Genomic DNA, 24,429 nt, shown 5'->3' on the forward strand with positions numbered 1-24,429 from the left:
TCCGTGCGGAAGGCGAAATCGGCGCCGTACGTTGACACACTGTAGATCAGGAATCAGGAATCGGGATGAGTACAATCAAGTGTGCGGGAACGCCAGTCGTTATGAACAATACCCAAGACGTGACAGCTTGCCACACGGCCGTCGAGTTTCGTGTGCTCGGCAGCGCCGAGGAGTTGTCCCAGGTCAGTGCGCTGGAGCGAGCGGTCTGGCGGTACGATGATGTCGATCTGATTCCCGTGACGATGCTCGTCGCGACGATCAAGTGCGGCGCGCTGGTGCTGGGAGCGTTCGACGAGGACCGCATGGTCGGGTTCGCGTACTCGATGCCGGGTCGTCGTCTTGGGCGCTGGATCCACTGGTCGCACATGCTGGGCGTATCGCCTGCGCATCGCGGCGTCGGTCTCGGTTATCGGCTCAAGATGGAGCAGCGTCGTCTCGTCTCCGAAGGTGGATTTGCCGAGATCCACTGGACTTTCGATCCGCTGCAAGTGGCGAACGCTCACCTCAATTTGAACAAGCTTGGCGCGGTTGCGGCCGAGTTCGTCGAGAATGCGTACGGCGAGTCTACGAGCCCGTTGCATCGCGGTACCCCAACCGACCGGCTCATCGTGCACTGGCCGGCAACCCGTGAGCCTGTGGTCCCACGCCCTGAGGATGCAGGAGACCTACACGACGTTCCGGTAGTGAACCCCGTGTACATCGAAGGAGGATGGCCGACGTGCCATGACGTGGCCGATCGACCCCTTGGAGCCGATCGCCTGTTGGTGTGCGTGCCGGACGACTTCTCGCGCATGCTGTTGGAGGCTCCGGAGCGCGCGCTCCGGTGGCGTCTGGCGACGCGTCCTCTGTTCGCGCGGATCCTCGTTGCCGGCTATCGCGGCGTCCAGTTGGTACGATGGCCCGACGTACGAGCCGGTGCCTATCTCTTCGTGCGAGGGACCTGATTCCGGCCTTCGCTCGCCTTCGGCGCGCTTCTCGCCCCGGATTCCTGACCCCTTGCTGGGGCAGGCATAGCGACCTTCAGCACTTCCTCGAGCGTGCCAACCGGCACGAACGTCATCTCGTCGCGCGCCTCGGCCGGCAGCTCGTCGAGGTCCTGTCGGTTGTGGTCCGGCATGATGAGCGTCTTGATCCCATGGCGCTTTGCGGCGAGAGCCTTTTCACGAATGCCGCCAACCGGGAGGACCAGCCCAGAGAGCGTGATCTCGCCGGTCATCGCCACGTCGTCGCGAACGGAGATATTGGTGGCGGCCGACACGATGGCCGTGGCCATGGTCACGCCGGCCGACGGGCCGTCCTTGGGAATTGCGCCGGCCGGCACGTGCACGTGAATGTCGTGCTTGCGCAGAAAGTCCGTGGGAATCCCGAGTCCGGTAGCCGATGCGCGCACATGGCTGAGCGCGGCCCGGGCGGATTCCTGCATCACGTCGCCGAGCTGCCCGGTGAGCACGAGCTGACCGCTGCCGCCGGGCACGAGGGTCGCTTCGACGAACAACACGTCGCCACCGGCCTCCGTCCAGGCCAGGCCGGTGGCGACGCCCGGTCTGGACGTTCGGAACGCCGTCTCCGACCGAATCCGTGGTGGGCCGAGATAGCCAGGGATGTCGTCGGCGTCCACGGTCCAGTGCTGCGGAAGGCTTGGCGATACGGTGTTCTCCGCGTCCGTGCTTCGCACTTCGGCAGACGAGGCGACGATGGTCGCCTGTGGCGCTGCACTCGAGGGCGTCTGGTTTGCGACGCGCGCTTCGATCCGACCGACCGCTTCCGACATCGGCGAGGCTGTCGTGTTGGGGCGGGCCGTTGTCCCCTCCGGCGATCGCTCCTGCTCAGGGAGCACGCCGGCAATGCGCGCGGCAATCTTTCGCGCGACGGTTCCGATCTGTCGCTCGAGATTGCGTACGCCGGCTTCCCGCGTGTACCCCGTGATGATCCGCCGGAGCGCCGGCTCGGTGATTTCGACGCTCCCCTCGGCGAGGCCATGTTCCTGCACTTGGCGCGGAATGAGGTATTGCCGCGCAATGTGGACCTTTTCCCCTTCCGTGTAGCCACCCAGCGTGATCACTTCCATACGATCCTGCAGCGCCGGATGCACGGGACCGAGCTGATTGGCGGTCGTGATGAATAGCACACGCGACAGGTCGAACGGGACCTCGAGATAGTGATCACGAAATGTGTTGTTCTGCGCGGGGTCGAGCACCTCGAGCAGCGCGGCAGCGGGGTCACCCTGGAATCCGGCGGCGAGCTTGTCGATCTCGTCCAGCATGAACACAGGATTCGCCGATCCCGCCTGCTTGAGCGCCTGGATGATGCGGCCCGGCATGGAACCGATATAGGTTCGGCGGTGGCCTCGGATCTCCGCCTCGTCACGCACGCCACCGAGGGAGATGCGCACGAACTTGCGGTTCATCGCACGCGCAATCGACTGGCCCAGCGACGTTTTGCCCACGCCGGGAGGGCCTACGAAGCACAAAATGGGTCCCTTGAGGTCGCCCTTGAGCTTTCGAACGGCCAAGTATTCGACGATGCGCTCTTTGACTTTCGCCAAGTCGTAGTGATCCTCGTCCAACACCTGTTGCGCCGCGACGGGGTCGAGGCGGTCTTCAGTGGTCACGGACCATGGAACTTCCAACACCCAGTCGAGATAGGTGCGGATCATCTGGTAGTCCGGCGAGGCGGGAGGCATACGCTCGAGCCGATCGATCTCGCGGCCAACCGCCGACGCCACATGCTCGGGCAGCTTCGCCTCCTCGACGCGCTGGCGGAGGTCCTGCACCTCCTCGCCTTCGGTTTCGCCCAGCTCCTCTCGAATCTTCTTCAACTGCTGACGCAGGTAGTACTGCCGCTGTTGATCCGACATCTCTTGCTGCGCCTCGGACTCGATCTTGCCCTTGAGCGCGAGCAGCTCGACCTCGCGGCTGAGCGACTGCGTGACGGCTCGGACCTTGACCAACAGGTCATCTTCCTCGAGGAGGAGCTGCTTGTCCTCGGCTTTCATGTCGAGCATCGAGGCCAGGACGTAGCAGAGGCGTAGCGGCTCCTCGATGCTTTCGAGCAAAGGCCGCAGATCGGACGGAATACCCGTCGCGAGCGAGAGCGCGCGCTCGGTGAGCTCGCGGAGGCGCCGCATGTATGCTTCGAGCTCGAGGGACGGATCGACCGGCTCAGGCGCGGGTGTGATGCTCGCGCGCAGGTGGTTGTCTCCGGTCATGTAACCGGTCACTCGCACGCGCGCCAGCCCCTCCACGAGGACTTGCAGCCCAGCTTGGCCCTTGGCCATCTGGCGAATGACGCCGACCGTGCCGACGCGGCGCAAATCCTCTTCGCCGGGCTGCGCCGCATCGCCCCGCTGCAGGGCGAGCAGGATCATGCGGTCACCGGTGAGCGCACGATTCACGGCTTCGATCGAGTGCGGCCGGTCGACGGCGAGCGGCTGGATGGTCAGCGGCAGCACCACCGTGTTGCGCAGCGGGAGTGCTGGCAGCTCGGCTGGCAGCGTTGAATCGGTGGACCGGGTCGTCGTGTCGGACATGTGTGGACGCAGAAGATTACCGTCTAGGTAGGGGGAAAAGGAACCGGGTACCCTTTTTCCCCCCTTCCACTTCTATCACATGCCCGGCGGTCGACCGAGACCCGCCCGCGGACGGCGTCCGCCGGGAGGCCGCCCGCCAGGTGGTTTACAAATGATGGAGACAGTCCACTAAAATGCTTCGAAGCGATATGGCGATTCCAGAGCGTGAGTTCTTCCGCGAGCAGACCGAGCGACGACCCATGCAGCTCACCTGCCCCCGATGCCGGCATCGAGGGGATTATCAGGTCCGTTGGGTGAGACGTGTTCGTAAGGATCGCCTGCCGGCAGGGGCAGACGAGCGCGACCGCGCGCTGTTCGCGAAGCTGCGCGATTATCTGCTGCGTATCGATGACGAGGTGGTGTGTGCGCGCTGCCGGGGACGCTTCGAGATTCCGTCGCAGCACTCGCTCGTCTTCCTGTAGCCCTCAGTAAATCCCGGGAACGACCCGCCACCGGACCTGGCTGCGATAGCGCAGATACGGCTCGCCGTGCTCCGCAATGAGCGAGCGCTCTTCCCAAGGAATCGCAGCGAGAAGATATGCCGAGCTGACTACGCCAAACACGAGACGGGTTCCCGTCAAATGAGGCGTGCCGAGGGTCATCAGCATCCACCCGAGATAGAGGGGATGTCGCACGAAACCATAGACGCCGCGCGAGAAGGTCTTGTGCCCCTCGCCGACCTCGTGGGTGGTGGCCTGAAGGGCCTGACGAACGCCCGCCAGCTCAGACCAGCTCAGAATCGACACGCCGGCGGCCGTCAGCAGCACACCCGCTGCCTGTAGCGCGACGGCCGCCACCGCCGCCAGGCTCTCGAGGCGGTACACCTCGCCTCCGACCGGCCGCCACAATCCACACACCATCAGGAACAGCAGGCTGGCAATCCAGACATACGTGGAGCGCTCGAGGTGGCTCGGCAGGATAGACTTGATCCACGCCTTGGCACGCCCACGGGCCATGACGCTGTGATGCGCGGCAAAGAGCGTGAAGAGCCCGATGTTGATGGCGATGGCTTCCGCTTCGTCGGGCCAGGCTCGCAGCGGGATCGGGCGTCCAAACGGTCCTAGATATGACGCGACACCAAATGCGAGGGAGATGAGAAAGCTGACGGCACCGCCCCAGGCGAGCAGCCTGTCAGCTCCACGGGTGCGGACGGCCATCGTGCGTCTATTATAAGAAGGTAAATCATGCCTCCCGCCGCGCCGCGCATTGCGATCACCGGAATCGGCGTCGTCTCGCCGTATGGCGTCGGTCGCGAGCGGTTCTGGGCTCAGGTTGTCCGGGGCGTCAGCGGAACCCGCCGCGTCGAGGACTTCGACCCGTCCCTCTTTGCGTGCCAGGTGGCGGCGCCGCTCCCGGCGTTGTCGGTTGAGGATGCACCGACGGTGGCAGCGAGGCACGACGCCGACAATGGACACGGCGCCACAGCCGAGCGTGCGGACGCGCGGCGCTACTCGCGTGCGTCGCTGGCTGGCGTCATAGCGGCGCGCGAAGCCTGGGCGGATGCGGGCCTCTGCCTGGGCGAGTCGGAGGCCGGCGTGCTCATCGGCAGCGGTGGCGGTGGCATCGAGCTCGGCGAGCGACAGTACCGCGAGTTCTTCGCCGGACGCGGCCGCCGCGTCACCCCTTACGCGATTCCTGTTTCCATCGTGGGGATGCTTTCGAGCGAGATCTCGATTGCGTTGCAGCTCCGCGGTGTCAGCCATGTCCTGTCCACCGGCTGCACGAGCTCGACCGACGCCGTCGGCTATGCGATGGCGCAGCTGCGGAGCGGGGAGGCTGGCGTGTTGCTCTCCGGTGGCGTCGACGCCTGTGTCACCCCCGGCATGATGTACGGCTTTTCGCGGATGGGTGTGATGGCCACCCGATACAACGACGCGCCCGAGACCGCGTCGCGTCCGTTCGACCGGGGCCGAGATGGCTTCGTCCTGGGCGAGGGCGCCTGGATGGTCGTCCTCGAGTGCGAGACGCGCGCCCGTGCCCGCGGCGCCCATATCTACGCATGTCTCGACGGGTACGGCTCGACCTGCGACGCCTACCATCGCGTGCAGATGGATCCCAACGGTGACGAGATCGTGCGAGCCATGCAGCTCGCGCTCGAGCGCGCCGGCCGTCGGCCGCAGGAAATCGGCTACGTGAACTTTCACGGCACGTCGACACCGCTCAACGATACCGTCGAGATGCGATGTGTCCGTCGGCTCTTCGGGCGCGGCGCCGCCGACGTGTGCGGCTCCTCCACCAAGTCGATGATCGGCCATCCGCAGGGTGCCAGCGGCGCCTGTGGCATCGTGACGGCAGCGTTGGCACTCGAGCGGGGCTTCCTGCCGCCGACGATCAACCAATTCGAGCCGGATCCCGAGTGTGATCTCGACGTCATCCCCAACGTCGGCCGTGAAGCCTCCGTCGAAGCCGCCCTGTGCAACTGCCTCGGCTTTGGATCGAAGAACAGCGCTGTTGTCTTGGGACGGGCCTCCTGAGGGCTGGCGTGACGGGTCTTGAGGCATGATTGACGCGCTCGTCGTTGGAGCGGGACCTGCGGGGGCGATCGCGGCCAAGGTGATGGCCGAGCGTGGCATGCGCGTGCTCGTGCTGGATCGTGCACGCTTCCCGCGACACAAGCTTTGCGGCGACGCGCTCAATCCTGGTGCGGTGGCCATCCTCCGGCGGCTTGGCCTCGCGGACGCGGTCGAGCACGCCGCACTGCGCATCGACGGTATGCGCTTGACCGGGCGCGGGGTGTCCATATGTGCTCGCTATCCTCCGTCCTCTCACGGGTTGTCGATCGCGCGGCGCAATCTCGACATGCGATTGGTCGAGGCGGCCGCCCGAGCCGGTGCGCGCATCGAGGAGGGTGTTGTTGTTCGCGCACCGCTCGTCGAGACCCGCGACGGAAAGCCGTGGGTCCGTGGCGTGGTGCTGTCGGCAGCAGACGGCCGACCGCTGCGCGTCGCCGCACCGGTCACGATCGCTGCCGATGGGCGCCGATCGACGATGGCGTTGGCCTTGGGCTTGACGCGTCACCCGAAACAGCCACGCCGCTGGGCCATCGGCGGGTACTTCGAGGGCGTCGTGGGTCTCGAGCCGTTCGGTGAGATGCACGTACGGCCGGATCACTATCTGGGTGTAGCCCCGGTTCCAGGGGGGCTCGCGAACGCCTGTCTGGTCACCGCAGATCGCCGAGGCTTCGCCAGTCCGACCAGCCGGCTCGTCGAAGCCGTGCGGCAGGATGCTCTGCTCGGCCCTCGGTTTGCTGGGGCGCGGCTGGTCGCAACCACGACCACGCTGGGCCCCTTGGCTGTGGAAGGCGGTCGGGCAGGCGTGAACGGTCTCTTGCTTGCAGGTGATGCGGCCGGCTTCGTCGACCCGATGACCGGCGACGGATTGCGGCTGGCGTTCACCAGCGCGCTGCTCGCGGCGGAGACAGCGCTCGAAGTGTGGGCCGGTCGGGCTGACGACAGAGCGCACGAGCGTCTCGCTCGTCGCCGGCGCACGCAGCTGTCCGGCAAGCTGCGGTTCAATCGTGCCGTGCGCACGCTGGTGTCGTCGCCGTGGAGCGTGCGGATGAGCGAGCACACTGCGTCGATCGCTCCCAGTCTCATCGAGCGCCTCATCCTCTTTGCGGGCGACCTGCCTTGGAGAAAGGGGACAGGCCCATTCTTCCCCTGATGCTTCCCCTCGTCACACTCCTGCTGGTAGCCGTTCCCATGTTGATCGAGACGCGCCGGTCGCGCACGAACGAGCGGTCCTTGCGCGCAGCCGGCGCGTCCGAGCCGCGAGGCGACGTGTATCCCGTGATGCAGATCGTGTATCCGACGATCTTCGTCGCCATGATTGTGGAGGGCGCGCTGCGGCACGTGACCTGGTCGGGCATGGCGGCCGCCGGACTCCTTCTCTTCGTCTTTGCGAAAGCCCTGAAGTATGCGGCGATCGCAACGCTCGGCCCGCGTTGGACGTTCCGCGTGCTCGTGCCTCCCGGCAGCGTGCCGACAAGACGAGGCATCTACCGTTGGCTGCGTCATCCGAACTATATCGGCGTCATGGCTGAGATCATTGCCATAGCGCTGATGATGTCGGCGCTCGTGGCGGGCCTGGTATCATCCGTGCTATTTGCCACGATCCTGCGGCGGCGAATTGCCATTGAGGAACGGGCGCTCGGTGAAACGGGGGACAAGGTGGCGGGGTGACAGGGTGACGGGGTGACGGGGTGACGGGGTGACGGGGTGACAGGGTGACAGGGTGAGGGGTGAGACGGGGGCAGGACGACAGGGTGACAAGTGTGCCAAGGGACAAGGTAAAGAGTGACAATGCACAGCAGCCCGCCCGTGCGCCCGATACGGAGTCTTCCGATCGAGCGCAGAACGAGCAATCCGGTTCGACGTCCACCCCGATTACCGAGCCACCCCCTCACCCTGTCACCGTGTCACCGAGTCACCCCCTCACCCCCTCACCCCCTCACCCCATCACCCCGTCACCGTCCCACGCCCTTCCACGCTGGGCACGAGCGCTCGACGTCATTTCCGCGCTCCTCCTCGTCGTGCTCTGTTCGGCCGTCCTGCACAACGGCTTTCGGTTGACGATCGCCGATACCCGGATCTCGGCCACGTCGGTGTGGCGAGTGGTGATCCTGTTGCTCGTGGCGGTTGGCGTTCGGCACGCGATCGTGCGCCGGCCGTCCTGGCTCGCCGACGCACGCGAGCGCGCGCAGCGCTTCTGGCGCGATCCGGCGACCCTGGCAGCCTGGCCAACCTGGTGGAGCACGCGCTTGACGGTGCTGGTGGCCGCGTACTTCGCCACGCTGATCATTGGGTTCCCCCGAGGTGAGGCGCCGGTCCGGGTGAGCGAGCACGAGTGGCTGAACTTGCCGGCACGCTGGGATGCGATGTGGTATCTCGGCATTGCCAAGAACGGCTACGAGTACGACTCCGCCACCGGAGGCTACCAGAACGCCGCCTTCTTTCCGGCATACCCCATGCTCATGCGCGTTGGCGGCGCGTTGCTTGGTGCCGCCGGACGACCAGCGTCGAACGAGTCGTACCTGACGCTGAGCGAGCGCAGCGATTCGAGCTGGTTGTGGGCTGGCGTCGTGATCTCGCTGTGGAGCTTCTTTCTCGCGCAGCGCTACTTGTTCCGCCTCGGTCGCGAGCTCGTTCCACGCATGCCGCCCGGAAGCCACGCGCCCGTGACTGCGGCGGGCACCTCTGGCGGCGACGGCAACGAGGCCACCGCGCGCGCGCTCGTACTGCTGGCGACGTTCCCGTTCGCGCTGTTCTTCAGCGCGGTTTACACGGAGTCGCTGTTTCTCCTCGGTTCGCTCGGGGCGTTCTATCACTATCGTCGACGGGAGTGGATCCAGGCGGCGTCCTGGGGCGCGCTGGTTGGGCTCGTGCGGCCGAACGGCTGCTTCCTGAGCGTGTCACTTGCCCTCATCGGCCTCGCGCTCGCGAAGCAGATGCGCGCGGAATCGCCTGGGCGCGGATGGGACCTGCGAACGTTGGTGCCCGGCGGCCTCGTCGCTGCCGTGCCAGGCGCGGCGATGCTGGCGCACACGGCCTGGCTGTACGCCTTGACGGGACAGTGGTTCGCCTGGGCAGAGGCCCAAGAGGCGTGGGGACGCGAATACCTTGGAATCCAGGAGAGCCTAGGACAGTTCTTCTACGTGTTGCAGTTGCGAGGCGTCGACACGCTGACGCAAAACTCACCTTACGCGTTTCTCAACGCCGCGGCCGCGCTAGGAGCTCTGGCGTGCGCCTGGCCGGTCGGGCGATGGCTTGGTCTTCCGTATGCGGCGTTTATCTTGCTGAACCTTGGCCCGCCGCTGTTTGCTGGCGGCTTCATGTCCACTGGCCGATTGGTGGCAACGCTCTTCCCGGTGTTCCTCTATCTCGGCTGGCGATTGTCCCCGGCAGCATGCCAGCAGTGGGCCACGGTCGCGCTGCTCTTGCAGGGTGCCTTTGCCGCGATGCACTTCACCTGGCGTCCGCTCGTCTGACGCGCTCGTCTCGAGAGGTGGAACATCCGACGCCGCCCGAACGCCGAACGCCGAACGCCGAACGCCGAACGCCGAACCAAGAACCAAGAACCAAGAACCAAGAACCGCTATAATGGATGCCCAACGTGCTCAATGTTCTCCGAAAAAGTGAGATCGGAAACCACGCCGGCAGCGGCGACCGCGTCGAGCATCACGTTTGTTCTGTGTGCATGTCTCGGCCTTGCGGCCCTGCTTAGTTCTAGCGCGGCCGCTCACGCGCGCACCATACAACCTGCCCCCGCACAGCCCACACCTGCGTCTACGTCGCCCACCAGCGCCGCACCTGGAGACGAGCCTCGACAACAGGCAGCACCCGAGAGCAAAGAGCCTGCACAGTCCGCGCCTTCCAAGCGCACCCCTGTCGAGGTACATCCAGCCGAGCGCGCGCTACTCGAAGGGCGGTTGGACGAGGCGCTGTCGCTGGTGGCCGACCGGGGGCCCGACGATGCCCTCGGTCTCGTCGTCCGCGGGCGCGTCGCCAAAGCCCGAGGCCGCTTGGATGAAGCGGAGCAGTTGTTCACCAGGGGTGCGAAACGTACGCCGGAGGGGGACGCCGCGCTTGAGCTCGGCCTGCTCCTCCTCGCACGTGGCCGGCGCGCCGATGCGGAGGTGGTGCTCGATCGCTTGGTTGTCGCCGTCCTCGAGGGTGGCCGCGACGGTCTTGCGCTCGCGCGCGCCGGACGCGCCCGAATGGCGCTGGGTGAGCCACGGCAGGCCAACGCGTTGTTTCGGGCGGCGGCGCAAGTAGTCCCTGATCATCCTGCGGTTCATACAGACTGGGGCGAGCTCTTTCTCGAGACGCATAACACGGCCGAGGCCGTCGGCTCGTTCCAGACTGCGCTGAAGCTCGATCCGCGCTGGAGCCCAGCCATCCTCGGCCTGGCTCGTGCGCACGCCGACGAGAATCCGTCTGCCGCACGAGAGGCCGCAGCGAAAGCGCTCGCCATCCATCCGTGGCTCGTAGATGCCCATCTGCTGCTCGCGACGCTCGCGATTGACGAGGACGATCTGGAGGGTGGACGCGACGCGCTCCGGCGCGCGCGCGTACAGGATTCGACCAACGTCGAAGCGGCGGCGCTCGCAGCGGCCATTCAGTTCATCGAGGATCGAACGAAGGAGGGGGAGGCCGACCTTGCGCGCGCCCTGGCCGTCAACCCGCAGAACGGCGACGTTCCCCGCATGGTCGGCGAGCGCCTCGCGCGCCAGTACCGGTTCGATGAGGCGGTTGCGTTTCTACGGCGCGCCGTCGAGCTCGATCCCGAGAACGCACGGGCGCACGGGGCGCTCGGGCTCCACCTGATGCGGACGGGCGACGAAGACGCGGCGCGCGCTGTGCTCGAGCGCGCCTTCGAGCTCGATCCCTACGACGTCGTCACGTACAACCTGCTGGGACTGTTGGACACGTTGGCCGGCTTCCAGACGGTCCGCGAAGGCGAGCTCCTCGTGCGCATGGACCCCCGTGACCTGTCGGTCCTCCGTGGGTATCTGGTGCCGCTCGCGGAGGAGGCGCTGTCGACGCTCTCGGCACGGTACGGGTTTACGCCGCAAGGCCCAATTTTGATTGAGGTCTTCCCCAGACACGACGACTTTGCTGTTCGGACGCTGGGCTTGCCCGGGCTCATCGGTGGCCTGGGGGCCTGCTTCGGGCGGGTCGTGACCATGGACTCGCCTCGGGCGAGGCCGGCCGGGACGTTCAACTGGGCCGCCACGCTGTGGCATGAGCTCGCCCATGTCATTACGTTACAGCTCTCGCGGCAGCGGATTCCACGCTGGCTGAGTGAGGGCGTGTCCGTCTTCGAAGAGTCACGCGCGCGGCCCGCTTCTGGCGGGCCGCTTCGGCGAGGCTCGCCGGAGCGCGAAGCGCAGCAGGGGCAGACTGCTTGGGGTGGCGAGGCCCAGCTCGAGTTCGCGGAGGCGCTCTCGAAAGGAGAGCTCCAGCCGATCAAGGAGTTGCGCGCCGGGTTCTCGAACCCGAAGACCATTACGCGCACCTATTTCCAGGCATCGCTGGTGGTGGCCCGGATCGTCGAGAAGTATGGCGACAAAGGGCTTCAGGCGTTCATCCGCGCGTTTGGCGACGGGCTCGACGAGGAGACGGCCTCGCAGCGAGCCTTCGGGGTCGGCCTGGACGAGCTGCAGCGCGATTTTGACGCGTATGTACAGCGCCGATACGCCGCGGTGCTGCCCGCCCTGCGGTCGCCGGAGGCGAAGCTCCCCATGAACGGGAGTCCGCAAGGGCTTGCGGCCTTCGCAAATCGGTACGCCGGTCACTATTTTGTCCAGATGGCGATTGCCAGACGTCTGATCAAGAACGACCGTCCGAATGAGGCGGGGCCGTTGCTCGAGCGCGCCGCCCGCCTGGTTCCGTTTGCAGGCGGCGAGGACGGCCCTCAGGCGCTCTTGGCGAATCTCGCGGCGAAGGCAGGGCGAAAAGACGCGGCGCTGAAGCATCTCGACGAGCACCTGGTGCGGGACCACACGAGCATCGAGCCGGTACGGCAGTTGCTTCAGATCGCGCAAGAGCAGGGCGATGAGGCACGGCTCGATCGGGCGGCCAGCCGGCTCATCGAGATCGCTCCGTTCGATCCAGAGCTGCACTCGACCCTCGGTCGTCTCGCCCTCGGCCGAGGTGACTTCCAGACGGCGGTGCGCGAGCTGCAGACGGCAATTGACGCCGGTCCGTCGGACGTTGCCGCGGCGCATACGGAGCTGGCGGAGGCGTACTGGCAGGCGGGCCGCCCCGCCGAGACGAAGAAGCACGTCATTGCGGCGCTCGAGGTGGCGCCGCGATTCGAGCGGGCGCAGGAGCTGTTGCTCGCCGTGGTCGATGGTGAGGCGCCCAAGAAAGAGGTTAGGGAGTAGCCGTAGGTAGCGGGCGTACGAGCCCTAAGAGCTCCCGACCTCTCCGAGGTTCTTCTATGTGGCATCGGGTCGAGAGGTCTGGGCCCTGGTTGCTGACACTTGCAGCGGCGCTATGGCTGTTCGCAACGGGCGGCTCGGTGCGGCTGGCGGATGCGCAAGAGCCCAGCTCCCTCACGACCGACCTGGAAGTGCCGGACGCGCGTTTTGCTGGGTTGCGGTGGCGCTTCACGCGCCTTCGTTACAACTCGCACCACATGGACACTGCGATGTACCGCGCTCGCTACTGGAGCGATCCCTGGTCCGTCGATGGTCCCGCCTCCGAACAGAACCTCTCGCGGCGCATTCGTACGGTGACGGCAATCCAGGTGGATGAGCCCACGGTTCTCACGTTGGAGGACCCGGAGCTTTGGAACAATCCCTGGGTCTACATCGTCGAGCCCGGGACGCTCAGGCTGCAGGAGAGCGAGGTGCCGATCCTCCGTGAGTTCCTCCTGCGCGGCGGCACGGCCGTGCTCGACGACTTCCACGGGCCCATGGAGTGGGAGAACGTCGAGAGAGAGCTGAAGCGCGTGTTTCCGGACCGGCCCATCGTGGAGCTGCCGCCGGAGCATCCCGTGTTTCATTGCTTTTACGACTTGGACGAGTATCCCCAGGTGCCCGGCATCGGCTCCTTCATGCGAGGGCGGATGTGGGAGAAGGGCGGCATCGAGCCGAAGCTCCGCGCCGTCGTCGACGACTACGAGCGTGCGATGGTGCTGATCAACTGGAATACGGACATGGGCGATGGGTGGGAGTGGTCGAATGCCGAGGAGTGGCCCGGCTACCTCGTCCACACCGCGAACGCCTACAGGATGATGATTAACGAAGTGATCTACTCGCTGACGCATTGATTGACGGAAGCCGGAAGCCCGAGAACGTGTAGGCCCGACCTTCAGGTCGGGCGGACGAATCTGGAGATGGAGCAGCTGGATGCATCAACCCAGTACGGAATCGCCTGAGGCAGTCGATGGGCTCGTGGAGCGTGTGACGACTGGACGTCAACAGATCCTCGACGAGCTTCGCAAGGTTGTTGTTGGGCAGGAGGAGACCATCGAGCTCGTGTTGGCGGCGCTCTTCTCGGGCGGGCATTGTCTTCTGACGGGCGTGCCCGGCCTGGCAAAGACGCTGCTCGTGAAGACCCTGGCCGAGATTCTCGATCTCAGCTTCAAGCGTATCCAGTTCACGCCCGATCTGATGCCCGCCGACATCACCGGCACGGAAATCCTCGAGGATACCGACGGCCCGCGGCGTCTGCGCTTCGTGCGCGGGCCGGTCTTCGCGCAGATAGTACTCGCCGACGAGATCAATCGCACGCCGCCCAAGACACAGGCGGCGCTGCTCGAGGCGATGCAGGAGCGGCATGTGACGGCTGCGGGTCAAACCTTCCCGCTCGACCCGCCGTTCTTCGTCCTGGCGACGCAGAACCCGATTGAGCTGGAAGGCACATATCCGCTGCCGGAAGCGCAGCTCGACCGCTTCATGCTCAACATCATCATGACTTATCTCTCCGAAGAGGACGAGGTACGCGTGGTGACCGAGACGACGTCGAATGCGCGACCGTCGCTCGCGCGCGTCTTGACGGGACCTGAGATCCTAGAGATACAAGAGTTGGTGCGGCACGTCGTGGTGGCTGAAGACGTCGCACGCTATGCCGTGCAGCTCGCGGCGACCTCCAGACCTAGCGTGCAGGATGCGCCGGAGTTCGTCCGGAAGTGGGTCAAGTGGGGCGCTGGGCTGAGGGCGGCGCAGGCACTCGTGCTGGGTGGTAAGGCACGGGCGCTGATGCATGGACGCTTCAACGTCTCGGTCGGCGACATTCGTGTGCTCGCCGGGCCGACGTTGCGCCACCGCATTCTCGTGAACTTCTACGCAGATGCCGAAGGGATCACGCCCGAAGGGATCATCGAGCGCTTGCTCGAAACAGTACCGGCGCCACGGAGCACGCTGAGCTCATGAGCGACCATGCCGCGCCCTCGTCACGGTTTCTCCTGCCAGCCGTGGTGGCCGGCCTTGGCACGCTGGATCTCAAAGCACGAACAGTCGTCGAAGGTCTGATGCAGGGACTGCACCGGAGTCCCTTCCGCGGGTACAGCGTCGAGTTCGCAGAGTACCGCCAGTACCTGCCGGGCGACGACCTCGCGACCGTGGATTGGAAGGTGTACGCACGTACGGACCGTCACGTTGTACGAAAGTACGAGGACGAGCGGAATCTCGACTGCCACCTGCTCGTGGACGTCAGCGCGTCGATGGGCTACGGTGGTCGTGCTGGCATGACGAAGCTGCAGTATGCCTCCTGCTTGGCGGCGTCGGTAGCGTATCTGTTGCAGCGACAGCACGATGCCGTCGGCCTGGTGACCTTCGATCATCGGATAGTCACACGCATCGCTCCCAGCGCGAGACGTGGCCACGTCCATACGCTCCTCGTCGCGCTCGAACGTGCGCAGGTGGGGACGCAATCGAATCTCGCGGGCCCGCTCGAGGCGCTCGCAGCGTCGATCGCTCGCCGCGGCCTCATCATGATCTTCAGCGATCTCTTGCACGAGCCGACTCCAGTCCTCCGATCGCTGAGGTATGTCCGCTCGCGCGGGATGGAGGTCGTCGTCTTCCAGGTGCTCGATCCAGACGAGCTGACGTTTCCCTTCGAAGGGGCGGCGCGCTTTCACGATGTCGAGTCGGCTGACGAGGTCCTTGCTGATCCGGGGCGGGCGCGGGAGGGATATTTGCGGCAGATGGACGAGCTGACCCGCACCTATCAACGAGAGTTGCGCGGGGCGGACATCGACTACCAGCTCGTCGACACATCGCGACCCCTGGACGTGACGCTCTTGAGGTATCTGGCGAGCCGCGGAGGTGGTGACAAGGTGACAAGGTGACAGGGTGAAAGGGGTGACAGGGTGAGAGGGTGACAGGGTGATGGTGGTGACTAGGTCGTCGGGGTGAAAGGCCGGGCTGCTGTGGGGCGACGGCACCGCCTCTATTGAGGCTGGTGCTATCCACCGAAGCGCCAAGGGTGCAAGACGCAGGCTACGGATGGTGAAATCACCCCTTCACCCTGTCACCCCGTCACCTTGTCACCTTGTCACCCGTGACGTACTGCCCGAGTCTTAAAAGCCATGCTGTCGTTCCTGTCCCCGTGGTTCTGGCTTGGCGCGCTCGCCGTCGCGGTGCCGTTCGTGCTGCACCTGCTCCGGCGAGAGGAAGCGCGGCGCCTGCGGTTCACCGCCGTGCGGTTCATCGAGCGGACGCCCGTGCTGTTCCGCGCACGCCGACGTCCATCGGACTGGCTGTTGCTCGCGCTTCGAATGGCTGCCGTGCTGTTGCTGGCAGTGGCGTTCGCACGACCGTATCTCCAGGGACAATTCGCGGCGACTCCGGCGACCATCGTGGCTGTGGACGTTTCATACAGTATGGACGCACCGGGTCGCTTCGAGGCGGCGCGCAAGCGGGCGGCCGAGGCCATTCGTGACGTGGCGGGAGGGAGCGCGGTTGGCCTGGTTGCATTCGATGACCGCGCGCGGACCGTTGTGGAGCCGATCGACGACCGCAGTGTCGCAGTCGCCGGTCTCGACCGGCTGCGCGCGGGCGCTCGCGGCACCAACTATCGCGGCCTCTTGGATCACGTGGATTCGCTCCTGGCTGGCCGGCCCGGACGACTCGTCGTGGTGACGGACTTGCAGCGGGAAGGGTGGGCAGCCGGCCACGCGACCACGAGAAGCGAGCTACCGGTGGCGGTCGAGGATGTCGGGGGGCCCGTCGAGAACGTCGCCATTACCGCGGCCGAGCGCACGGCCACCGGCGTACGAGCGATCGTCCAAAACTTTGGGACACGTCCGCGTGAGACGGTTGTGCAACTGACGGTGGAGGATGGGGAGGTGCTCGGTGACCGAGCCGTCACCGTTCCGCCGGGGCGCGCTCTCCCTGCTGAGATTCGGGCGTCGGTGCCGGCACGGGGTGTCGCCCGCGTGGCGCTCGAAGATCTCGAAGGGCTGCCTGCGGACGATGAGCGAGTGTTTCTCCTCGACGGCCCGGCCCCAGCGCGTCTCCTGGCGATCGTCGGCGGGACGGGCACCTCGTCGCGCGTGTTCTATCTCCAGCGTGCGCTCGAAGCGGCATCGGCGGGCGGCGAATCGGGGCTCGAGGTGTTGGGTGCGACTGCAGCGCGGGAGCTCAGCGCAGAAAAGCTTCAGGACGCCGACGTGGTGTTGCTGCTCGGGACAGCCGGTGTCGATCGTGGCTTGGGCGGGCGCTTGCGCGACTACGCGAGCCGTGGTGGCCGCGTGCTGATGGCCATTGGCCCCGACGCCGATGCGGGCGTCGTGTCGAGCTTGCTCGCCGCCGCAGGCGCCGCTGTCACCCCGGGCGATCCCGATCGCTTTCCTGTGACACTGGCACCGCTCGATGCACGCCATCCTGTCTTCGAAGCGTTTGGTGAGTCGGCGGGGGGGCTCATGCGCGTCCGGTTCGACCGGGCGGCGCACGTCGAGGCCAATGGGTCGGCGCGCGTGTTGGCCCAGTTCACCAACGGATGGCCCGCCTTGGTCGAGCTGCCACTGGGCGACGGGCGGGTGCTGCTCTTTGCCTCGGACTTGAACTTGGCGTGGAACGACTTCCCGGTACACGCCGCGTTCGTCCCGTTCGTGCACGAGATCACGCAGTATCTCGCACGCGAACGACGAGACGAGTCCGACTGGCTGCTGCGAGATGTGCCACCCGAGCAGGCGGATCGGCCGGGGGCGTTCGCCATCGGGCCGCGCGGCCGCCGCGTGGCCTTGAACGTCGACGTGAGTGAGTCACTGCTGGATCGTGAGTCGATCGAGGGCTTTCAGTCTCATGTGCGGCAGGCGCCCGGAGCCCGGGAAGCGGCGGTCGGTCGGGCCGAGCGCGGCACCGAGTCGAGCCAAGCGCTCTGGCGCTATGTGCTCATACTGCTGGCCGGGTTGTTGGTGGTCGAGAGCCTGGTCGCACGCCGGCGCGTGACGTATCAAGGGTAGACGGTCCTTGGTCCTTGGTCCTTGGTCCAAGAACCTAGAGGGAGCGATGAGCAATCGCGGGCCTACATTTCTGACGGTGCTAGAGGAGGTCCGACGCCGCTGGCGGCGCGTCGCCTGGCTGCGTCTGTCGACCCAGCTGCTGCTGCTTGCCGCGGGAGCCCTTCTCCTGCTGGCAATCATCGACCGGCTGCTTGCGCCGACCAGCGGTCGTTTGGTCGTGCTGGCCGCCGTGATTGCCATGAGCGCGGCCGTTGTCGGCGCATACCGCGCCTGGCCGCTTCGGCGCCAGCCAGCCGATCGCGACGTCGCACGCCTCGTCGAGGAGCGCTGTCCAGGCTGCGAACAACGCCTCGTGAGCGCGATCGATGCCGGAACGAGCCCTCTTCGACCACTGTTGGAGAAAGATGCGACGCGAGTTGCAGCGGCGCTCGACCTCGAGCAGGTGGTGCCCCGAGCGCGCATGCGGACAGCGGCACGCGGTCTCGCGCTGGCGCTGGTAGCCGTGGCTGCAATTGGGCTCCTGTCGCGAGATGCCGTGATTCGTGCCGGGCGTGCGGCGTGGTTCGTCGTGCGGCCGCCTGTGATCACGGTGACGGTCACCCCGGGTCATGCGCGTATCCCTCTGAACGATCCTCTGACCATTCGAGCCCAGATCAGCGGTGTGCCGCGTGGAGTAGATCTCCCCATGCCAGAGCTCCGCGTGAGCGCCGGCACCGAGCGCCGGGCCGAGCGCATGAAGCGATCCGACGGAGGCCGCTTCGAGCTCCATCTCCCAAAGGTGACTCGCGGTTTCACCTACCAGGTGGCTGCTGGCTCCATCGCGTCAGGTGAGTACCGCGTCGAGGCGTTACCGCGCCCGCGCGTAACCCGCGTCGTCGTGGACTACACGTATCCGTCGTTCACCGGCCTCGCGCCCCGGGTCGTTGACGACAGTGGCGACGTGTACGCGCCCGCGGGCACCGAGATTCGCCTGCGCGTGCATACGAACAAGTCTCTTGCGGCGGCGACGTTTGTGAGAACTGATGCAAAGCGGACCACGCCCATGCGCGTGGTGACGGATACCGTTGCCGAGACGGCCTTCACGCTCGATCGGAACGGTGCGTATCGCGTCGCCTTGCGTGACCGTGATGGCTTGTCCAGCCCTGGGGACACCGAGTTCTTCCTGCGGGTGGTCGACGACCGTCCGCCCGAGGTCCGCATCGTTCGTCCAGAGGGAGACCGCACGGTGACGCGGCTGGAGGAAGTGGCTATCGAAGCGCGCGCGGATGATGACTACGGCATTGACGAGTTCGAGCTCGTGTACGCGGTCCGCGGCGAGAAGGAGCGGCGCATTGCGCTCGCAGGCGCGAAAGACGACGCCGACTCGGCGGGCGACCGGCGAGGCGCGTCGGTGACCGGCGGCCACACGCTCTTCCTCGAGGAGCTGGACGTTCAACCAGGTGACTTCGTCTCCTACTACGCGCGCGCGGTCGATGTTGGCCGTGGGAAGCGGCCGACCGAGGCACGCAGCGATATCTTCTTTCTCGAGGTCCGGCCGTTTGCCGAGGAGTTCGCGGCTGCGCAGAGTCAGGCCATGGCGATGGCCGGTGGTGGTGGCGGGCTCAAGGATCTCGCGGCGGCGCAGAAGGATCTGATCATTGCGACCTGGAAGCTCGAGCGCCGGGCAAACGGCGGCCAGTCGACGCAGGACATCCGCGCCTTGGGACGCGCACAGGCGGAGCTGCGCGACCAGGCGGCGCAGCAGGCGGCACGCGCGAGCTTCGGCGGGCTTCGCCGCCAACGGGATGGCGATGATGACGATGACCAGGCGGGCGCGCGGCTGCCCATTGCACGGGCGGTGGAGGCGATGTCACGCGCTGCCGAGGCGCTGAGCAAACAGCAGACATCCGCAGCGCTCCCGCACGAGATGGAGGCGTACAACCAGTTGCTGCGAGCGGGCGCCGACGTGCAGCGCCGGCTCGTGGCACGCCAACAGGGGGGCGGTCGCGGCGGTGGCCGCAGCGGGACCGAAGATCTCTCGGCATTGTTCGACCGTGAGCTGCTGCGCGAGCAGACCACGAACTACGCGCAGCAGAGCACGGCGAGTCAGGCGTCCGAGTCGCGCGAGTCCTCGGCGCTCGAGCGCCTCCGCGAGCTCGCGCGCCGCCAGGATGATCTGGCTCGAGCCCAGCGAGAGCTCGCACGCAATCGGGCGCGCACCAACGATGAAGAGGTCAAGCGGCACCTCGAGCGGCTCACGCGCGAGCAAGAAGAGCTCGAGCGCCAGGCCAGGGAGCTTGCGCGTGAGCTGGACGAGCAGCGGACCGGTGGAGAGGGGCAGGAGGCGGGTCAGAGCGCTGAGGAGCAGGAGTCCCCTTCTGCGTCTGGTGGGAGGGCGGCGGACGACAGCGCGGCGCGGCGAGGTGAGAGGGGCGAGCCGGACGGTGACCAACGGCAGGCGGACGCCACACGTGATGCTCGCGCTGGCGCCGGCGGTCTCACCGAGGCCATGCGACGCGCGCTCGAGGACATGCGGCAGGCGACACGTGGTTTGCGAGACGCCGATGTCGGCGCGGCGGCGAGTCGGAGCGAGCGGTCGCTCGCCCGGCTGCGGGAGGCCGAGCGTGCGCTCGGTGGTTCGTCGCCGCGCCGAGACGAAGCGTCCGAGAAGCTTTCCGAGCAGCTCGCCAGGGCACAGGACCTGCGGAAGCGGCTCGCGGAGATCGATCAACGTCTGTCGGCGGAATCAGGCTTGCCTGGCCGTAGCTCGCCGGGCCGTGGCTCGCCGGAGGCGAGCGAAGGCCGGCAGTCCGGTGGCTCCAATGGCGGCGCCCGCGACAAGCTGGCGGCGCTTCGTGCCGAGCGTGATCGCTTGCTGCGCGAAGCGCAATCACTGGTGGACAATCAGGGCCGAGGCAGTCAGGAGGGGGCGGCTGGCGGCGGGACACCGGAGCGCCAGGAGTTCAGTCGATCCGCGCCGGGCACTGAGGCCTTCAAGCAGGACTTCTCCGAATGGGACGCCCTCCGCAAGGATGTCATCACCGCGCTCGAGGCGCTCGAGCTCTCGCTGTCCGAACAGCTCGCCGAGCGCGATGCTCGAAACCGGCTGAACGCAGGCGGCGATGAGCGCACACCGGAGCGCTATAGCGAGTCGGTGGCACGCTACTATCGGTCGATCGCACGCAAGCCGGGGCCCGGAGAATGACATTCGCGTGGCCGCTCCCGTGGTGGGTCATTGCCGCCTGGATCGTTGTCGCCGTGGCAGTGGCGCTGGTGACCTACGCGCGTGTGGTACCGCCACTGTCGCCGGCGCAACGTGCCGGCCTCATCGCGCTGCGGATCGCGGCGCTGGTGCTGCTCCTCGTCTTCATCCTCCGACCGGTTGTCGCGCGGCAGGAGCCTCCCGGCACGGGCCGACGTGTGGCGGTGCTGCTGGACACATCGCGCAGCATGGGATTAGCCGACGCCGGCGACGGCGTGACGCGCCTGGCTGCCGCGCAGGCGCTCGTGCGCAAGGCGCTCCTCCCGGCCCTTCGAGACCGCTACGACGTCGAGCTCTTCGGCTTCGATCGCACGCTGAGACGCCGTTCGCTCGAGGAGCTGACGGCCGCGGGTCCACTGACGGACGTCGTCGGCGCCGCCCGCCTCGTGAGAACCAGAACCGGCGACGCTCAGCCGGTGGCGATGGTGGTCGTCTCCGATGGCGGCCAGACGGGTGACCCGAGTCTCCGTCGGCTCATCGAGCCAGGCGCGCCCGTCTTTGCGGTGCCCATCGGGGCCAGCCGTATCGCGCGCGATCGCGAGATCATGGCGGCCAGTATCGGTGAGGCGCGGGTCGAGGGCGCAATCGTGGAGCTCTCCGCGACGCTCGTGAGCCGTGGCTTCGGTACACGCCCTGTGGAGCTCCGTGTTCTCGAAAACGGCCGGCCCACTCAGGTTCGGCGGGTTGCACCACCGCAGGACGGCGCGGCGACGACCGAGCTCTTTCGTGTGTCACCGGCGCGGGACCGACCGACCGTCTACACGGTCGAAGTGCCGCCGGCCGATGGTGAGCTGACCGATGCGAACAACCGCCGCAGTGTGATCGTTCCGCCGGCGGGCAGGCGGCGCTCTGTGTTGCTCGTCGAGGGCGCGCCTGGGTTCGAGCACACGTTCTTGAAGCGTGCCTGGTCGCACGACCCGGCTCTGGAGCTGGACTCGGTCGTGCGCAAGGGTCGCGACGACAACGGAGCCGCGACCTATTACGTGCAGGCTCGTCCTCCACGTGTCGCCGCGCTCCGCTCCGGCTATCCCACCTCACTCGAAGCGCTGTTTGCGTACGACGTCATCGTGCTCGCCAACATGACCGCGAGTCAGCTGACACGAAACGAGGCAGAGTGGACCGCCGCGTTCGTGGAAAAGCGTGGGGGCGGCCTGCTGGTGCTGGGCGCGCGCGCGTTCGCGGCGGCGGGCCTTCGGGGCACGCCCGTCGAAACGGTGTTGCCCGTGGACTTTTCGGGGCGTGTCGCGGCGCCCGGAGAAGTCAGCGCGCGTGCGCCTGGCCCGGTTCGACTCACGCCTGCAGGCGAACGGCATCCAGTCACGCAGCTCGCGGCGTCGCGCGAGGCGAGCCAACGCCAGTGGACGGAGCTTCCACCGCTGTCTGCGGCCGCTGGGATGGGACAGCCGCGGCCCGGCGCTCAGGTGCTCGCCCTCGCCGAAGGCGCGGGGGGCGACGAGCGCCCGCTCGTCGCGGTGCAGCACTACGGGCGGGGACGGACGCTGGCCTTCGGCGGCGAAGCGTCATGGCGGTGGCGAATGCAGTTGCCGTCCAGCAATCGAGCTTACGAGACCTTTTGGCGTCAGGTAGGGCGATGGCTGGCCACTGGGGCGCCCGATCCTGTCTCGGTGACCGTGACGCCGGTATCGCCGGGGGTTGCAGCGCCGTTGACGGTGCAGGTGTTCGACGCTCGGTTCGAGCCGGTCGCTGATGCGGTCGTTCGCATTCGAATTACGGGCCCCGACGGTCTGTCACGAGAGCTCAGGGCCGTTCCCGCCGAAGCGTCGGCAGGCGTGTACAGGACGAGCTTCATCCCGACGACATCCGGCACATACGACGTCCGTGTGGTGGCGGAGCGTGGTTCTGGGGCCTCTGGTGAGAAGGCAGGGTCGGCCGAAGCGGATCAGCCGACGATCCGTCGAGCTCGCTCGGAGACGCAGGCCGATGTCGACGAGAAGACCGATAGCTCCCGATTGGGTGAGGCGCGCGAATGGCTGCTGGTAGGCGGAGCAGACCCAGAGATGGCAGACCCGCGGCGCAATGATGCGGTGCTCGAGCGGCTCGCCGAATCGACTGGAGGGCGCCTGCTTGGTGCCAACGAGCTGGCGCAGTTGCCGGCGTTGATTGCCGCGAGCACTTCGTCGTCCGGCGTGTGGGTGCAGCGCGAGCTGTGGCACAACCCGTGGACGTTCTTGCTGGTCGCGGCGCTGCTGTGCACCGAATGGGCATTGCGACGCCGTTGGGGGCTCCGGTGACGGAGGTTCGAGGTACGAGGTTCGAGGTACGAGGTTCGAGGTACGAGGTACGAGGTTCGAGGTACGAGGTTCGAGGTTCGAGGGGACAGGGGCGAGGTGCGAGGTCGGGGGTTGGAGGCGCGACGTACGCGGCACGACAGGCGGGCTTTACAGAACATGGCCGAAAGCTGTGTCTTTCCACACTTCTGGCCGTGGCTTCGTGCCTGTTCGTACCGGCAGACGGCCGTTCGCTAGTCGTTGGTCCTGGCCCTGCGGATCCCCAAGCTGAAACCTCGAATCTCCAACCTCCACCCTCCGACCTCGACCCTCAAGCCACCGACCAACCTCCAGCCTCGAACCTCGAACCTCGAACCTCGAACCTCGAACCTCGAACCTCGAACCTTGAACCTCGAACCTCGAACCTTGAACCTCGAACCTCCGTCCCCTCTTCGCATGCATTGATCATCACTGGTGCCCCAGGGAGCGAGGAGCATCGGGGACAACAGCGCAAGTGGCGCGAGGCACTCGTGAAAGCGCTCGGTGAGCGTCACGGGATGCCCAGCGAGCGAATCATCGCGCTCTCGGCAGATGCCCCAGAGGCCGAGATGCGGTCCACCCGCACGGCCGTGCGCCGTGTGCTCGGTGACCTCGCGTCGCGGGTGAGCGCTACAGACGTGCTGCTTATCGTATTGATGGGGCACTCCAGCTTCGACGGCGTGGATGCAAAGTTCAATCTCGTGGGTCCGGACTTGGAGGCTCACGAGTGGAACCGATTGTTGGCGCCAATCGCCGGCCGCATCGTCTTCGTGAACACCACAGGCGCGAGCTCCCCGTTTCTCGCGAGGTTGGCAGGGCGTAACCGGGTGATCATTGCTGCGACGCACACGCCGGCCCAGAAGTACGACACGGTGTTCCCGGAGTTCTGGGTGGAGGCGCTCGGGAACGCGGGAACCGATCTGGATCGTAACGGCCGGATCTCCATCTGGGAGGCATTTGCTCGAGCGAGCAGCGGCGTGAGGCGTTGGTACGATCAGCAAGGGCAGCTTGCGACCGAGCGCGCCGTGCTCGACGATACCAATGACGGTACCGGGCGCGATGTTGCGACCGAAGGCGAGGATGGGCTGTTGGCAAGCCGCACGTTCCTCGATGCTGAACCGGCCATGGCCAGCGGTGATCCGACGGTGGCGGTACTAGTGAGCCGGCGCGATCAGCTCGAGTTGGAGTTGGACGAGCTGAAGCGCAAGCGCAGCTTCATGCCTCCAGGAGACTACGAGCAAGAGCTGGAGCGCGTCCTCATCGACATCGCACGCGTGTCACGGGAGATTCGGAGGAAGGCAAAGAGTTGAAACACTGACAGGGATCAAGGGGTCAAGGGGTCAAGGGATCAAGGGATCAAGGGATCAAGGGGTCGAGGGGTCGAGGGATCAAGGGGGATTGGCTGCTCGGTGATAGGGGCAGATCCGCCGAGATTT

Annotated in this window: 16 protein-coding genes and 1 pseudogene; 14 read left to right on the forward strand and 3 right to left on the reverse strand. The window is 66.5% G+C overall.

From position 1 onward, the window contains the following. The first annotated feature begins 65 nt into the window (after positions 1 to 65). Positions 66 to 944 (forward strand): GNAT family N-acetyltransferase, encoded by an 879-nt coding sequence (locus GEV06_03820; protein ID MPZ17031.1) that lies wholly within the window; start codon positions 66 to 68, stop codon positions 942 to 944. Here the strand turns inward: GEV06_03820 and lon are convergent. Continuing rightward, a complete protein-coding gene (lon, locus tag GEV06_03825) occupies positions 920 to 3,529 on the reverse strand; it encodes an endopeptidase La (protein MPZ17032.1) in 2,610 nt (869 codons plus the stop codon). The two genes, GEV06_03820 and lon, sit on opposite strands and share 25 nt — an antisense overlap. Positions 3,530 to 3,723: 194 nt before the next feature. Here lon and GEV06_03830 point away from each other — a divergent pair, with 194 nt between their 5' ends. Beyond that, positions 3,724 to 3,990, forward strand: a complete 267-nt coding sequence (locus GEV06_03830; GenBank protein MPZ17033.1) for a hypothetical protein — start codon at positions 3,724 to 3,726, stop codon at positions 3,988 to 3,990. A gap of 3 nt (positions 3,991 to 3,993) precedes the next feature. On the opposite strand, the gene GEV06_03835 is transcribed toward GEV06_03830, so the two are convergent. After that, entirely contained in the window at positions 3,994 to 4,725 is a 732-nt protein-coding gene (locus tag GEV06_03835) for an isoprenylcysteine carboxylmethyltransferase family protein (GenBank protein ID MPZ17034.1), read from the reverse strand. 27 nt (positions 4,726 to 4,752) lie between these two features. On the opposite strand from GEV06_03835, the gene GEV06_03840 reads away from it, so the two are divergent. From GEV06_03840 to GEV06_03890, 11 genes are all read left to right on the forward strand, one after another. After that, positions 4,753 to 6,042 carry a beta-ketoacyl-ACP synthase II gene (locus GEV06_03840; protein ID MPZ17035.1) on the forward strand — a complete coding sequence of 430 codons (1,290 nt, stop codon included), beginning with the start codon at positions 4,753 to 4,755 and terminating at the stop codon, positions 6,040 to 6,042. Positions 6,043 to 6,067: 25 nt separating this feature from the next. Further along, positions 6,068 to 7,231: a hypothetical protein gene (locus GEV06_03845; protein MPZ17036.1), complete on the forward strand. Its 1,164-nt coding sequence runs from the start codon at positions 6,068 to 6,070 to the stop codon at positions 7,229 to 7,231. Then, positions 7,231 to 7,749 carry a DUF1295 domain-containing protein gene (locus GEV06_03850; GenBank protein ID MPZ17037.1) on the forward strand — a complete coding sequence of 173 codons (519 nt, stop codon included), beginning with the start codon at positions 7,231 to 7,233 and terminating at the stop codon, positions 7,747 to 7,749. The genes GEV06_03845 and GEV06_03850 overlap by 1 nt, the downstream gene beginning before the upstream one ends. 350 nt (positions 7,750 to 8,099) lie before the next feature. Next, entirely contained in the window at positions 8,100 to 9,554 is a 1,455-nt protein-coding gene (locus GEV06_03855; GenBank protein ID MPZ17038.1) for a hypothetical protein, read from the forward strand. Positions 9,555 to 9,686: 132 nt separating this feature from the next. Continuing rightward, complete coding sequence (locus tag GEV06_03860) at positions 9,687 to 12,455, forward strand: tetratricopeptide repeat protein (protein ID MPZ17039.1); 2,769 nt, start codon at positions 9,687 to 9,689, stop codon at positions 12,453 to 12,455. Positions 12,456 to 12,511: 56 nt separating this feature from the next. Continuing rightward, positions 12,512 to 13,345, forward strand: a complete 834-nt coding sequence (locus tag GEV06_03865) for a DUF4159 domain-containing protein (protein ID MPZ17040.1) — start codon at positions 12,512 to 12,514, stop codon at positions 13,343 to 13,345. Between the two features lie 79 nt (positions 13,346 to 13,424). Beyond that, a complete protein-coding gene (locus GEV06_03870; protein ID MPZ17041.1) occupies positions 13,425 to 14,450 on the forward strand; it encodes an AAA domain-containing protein in 1,026 nt (341 codons plus the stop codon). After that, positions 14,447 to 15,367: a DUF58 domain-containing protein gene (locus tag GEV06_03875; protein MPZ17042.1), complete on the forward strand. Its 921-nt coding sequence runs from the start codon at positions 14,447 to 14,449 to the stop codon at positions 15,365 to 15,367. The genes GEV06_03870 and GEV06_03875 overlap by 4 nt, the downstream gene beginning before the upstream one ends. A gap of 240 nt (positions 15,368 to 15,607) precedes the next feature. Next, on the forward strand, positions 15,608 to 17,485 hold the full coding sequence (locus GEV06_03880; GenBank protein MPZ17043.1) for a VWA domain-containing protein: 1,878 nt from the start codon (positions 15,608 to 15,610) through the stop codon (positions 17,483 to 17,485). 46 nt (positions 17,486 to 17,531) lie between these two features. Beyond that, a complete protein-coding gene (locus GEV06_03885; GenBank protein MPZ17044.1) occupies positions 17,532 to 20,669 on the forward strand; it encodes a DUF4175 family protein in 3,138 nt (1,045 codons plus the stop codon). Beyond that, positions 20,666 to 22,978 carry a hypothetical protein gene (locus GEV06_03890; protein MPZ17045.1) on the forward strand — a complete coding sequence of 771 codons (2,313 nt, stop codon included), beginning with the start codon at positions 20,666 to 20,668 and terminating at the stop codon, positions 22,976 to 22,978. The genes GEV06_03885 and GEV06_03890 overlap by 4 nt, the downstream gene beginning before the upstream one ends. Here the strand turns inward: GEV06_03890 and GEV06_03895 are convergent. Next, positions 22,976 to 23,113, reverse strand: a pseudogene (locus tag GEV06_03895) (restriction endonuclease). The gene GEV06_03890 and the pseudogene GEV06_03895 sit on opposite strands and share 3 nt — an antisense overlap. A 302-nt stretch (positions 23,114 to 23,415) precedes the next feature. Between GEV06_03895 and GEV06_03900 the strand changes: the two are divergent. Then, on the forward strand, positions 23,416 to 24,303 hold the full coding sequence (locus tag GEV06_03900) for a hypothetical protein (protein ID MPZ17046.1): 888 nt from the start codon (positions 23,416 to 23,418) through the stop codon (positions 24,301 to 24,303). Positions 24,304 to 24,429 lie beyond the last annotated feature (126 nt).

Source organism: Luteitalea sp. (genome assembly GCA_009377605.1).
Lineage (GTDB): Bacteria > Acidobacteriota > Vicinamibacteria > Vicinamibacterales > Vicinamibacteraceae > WHTT01.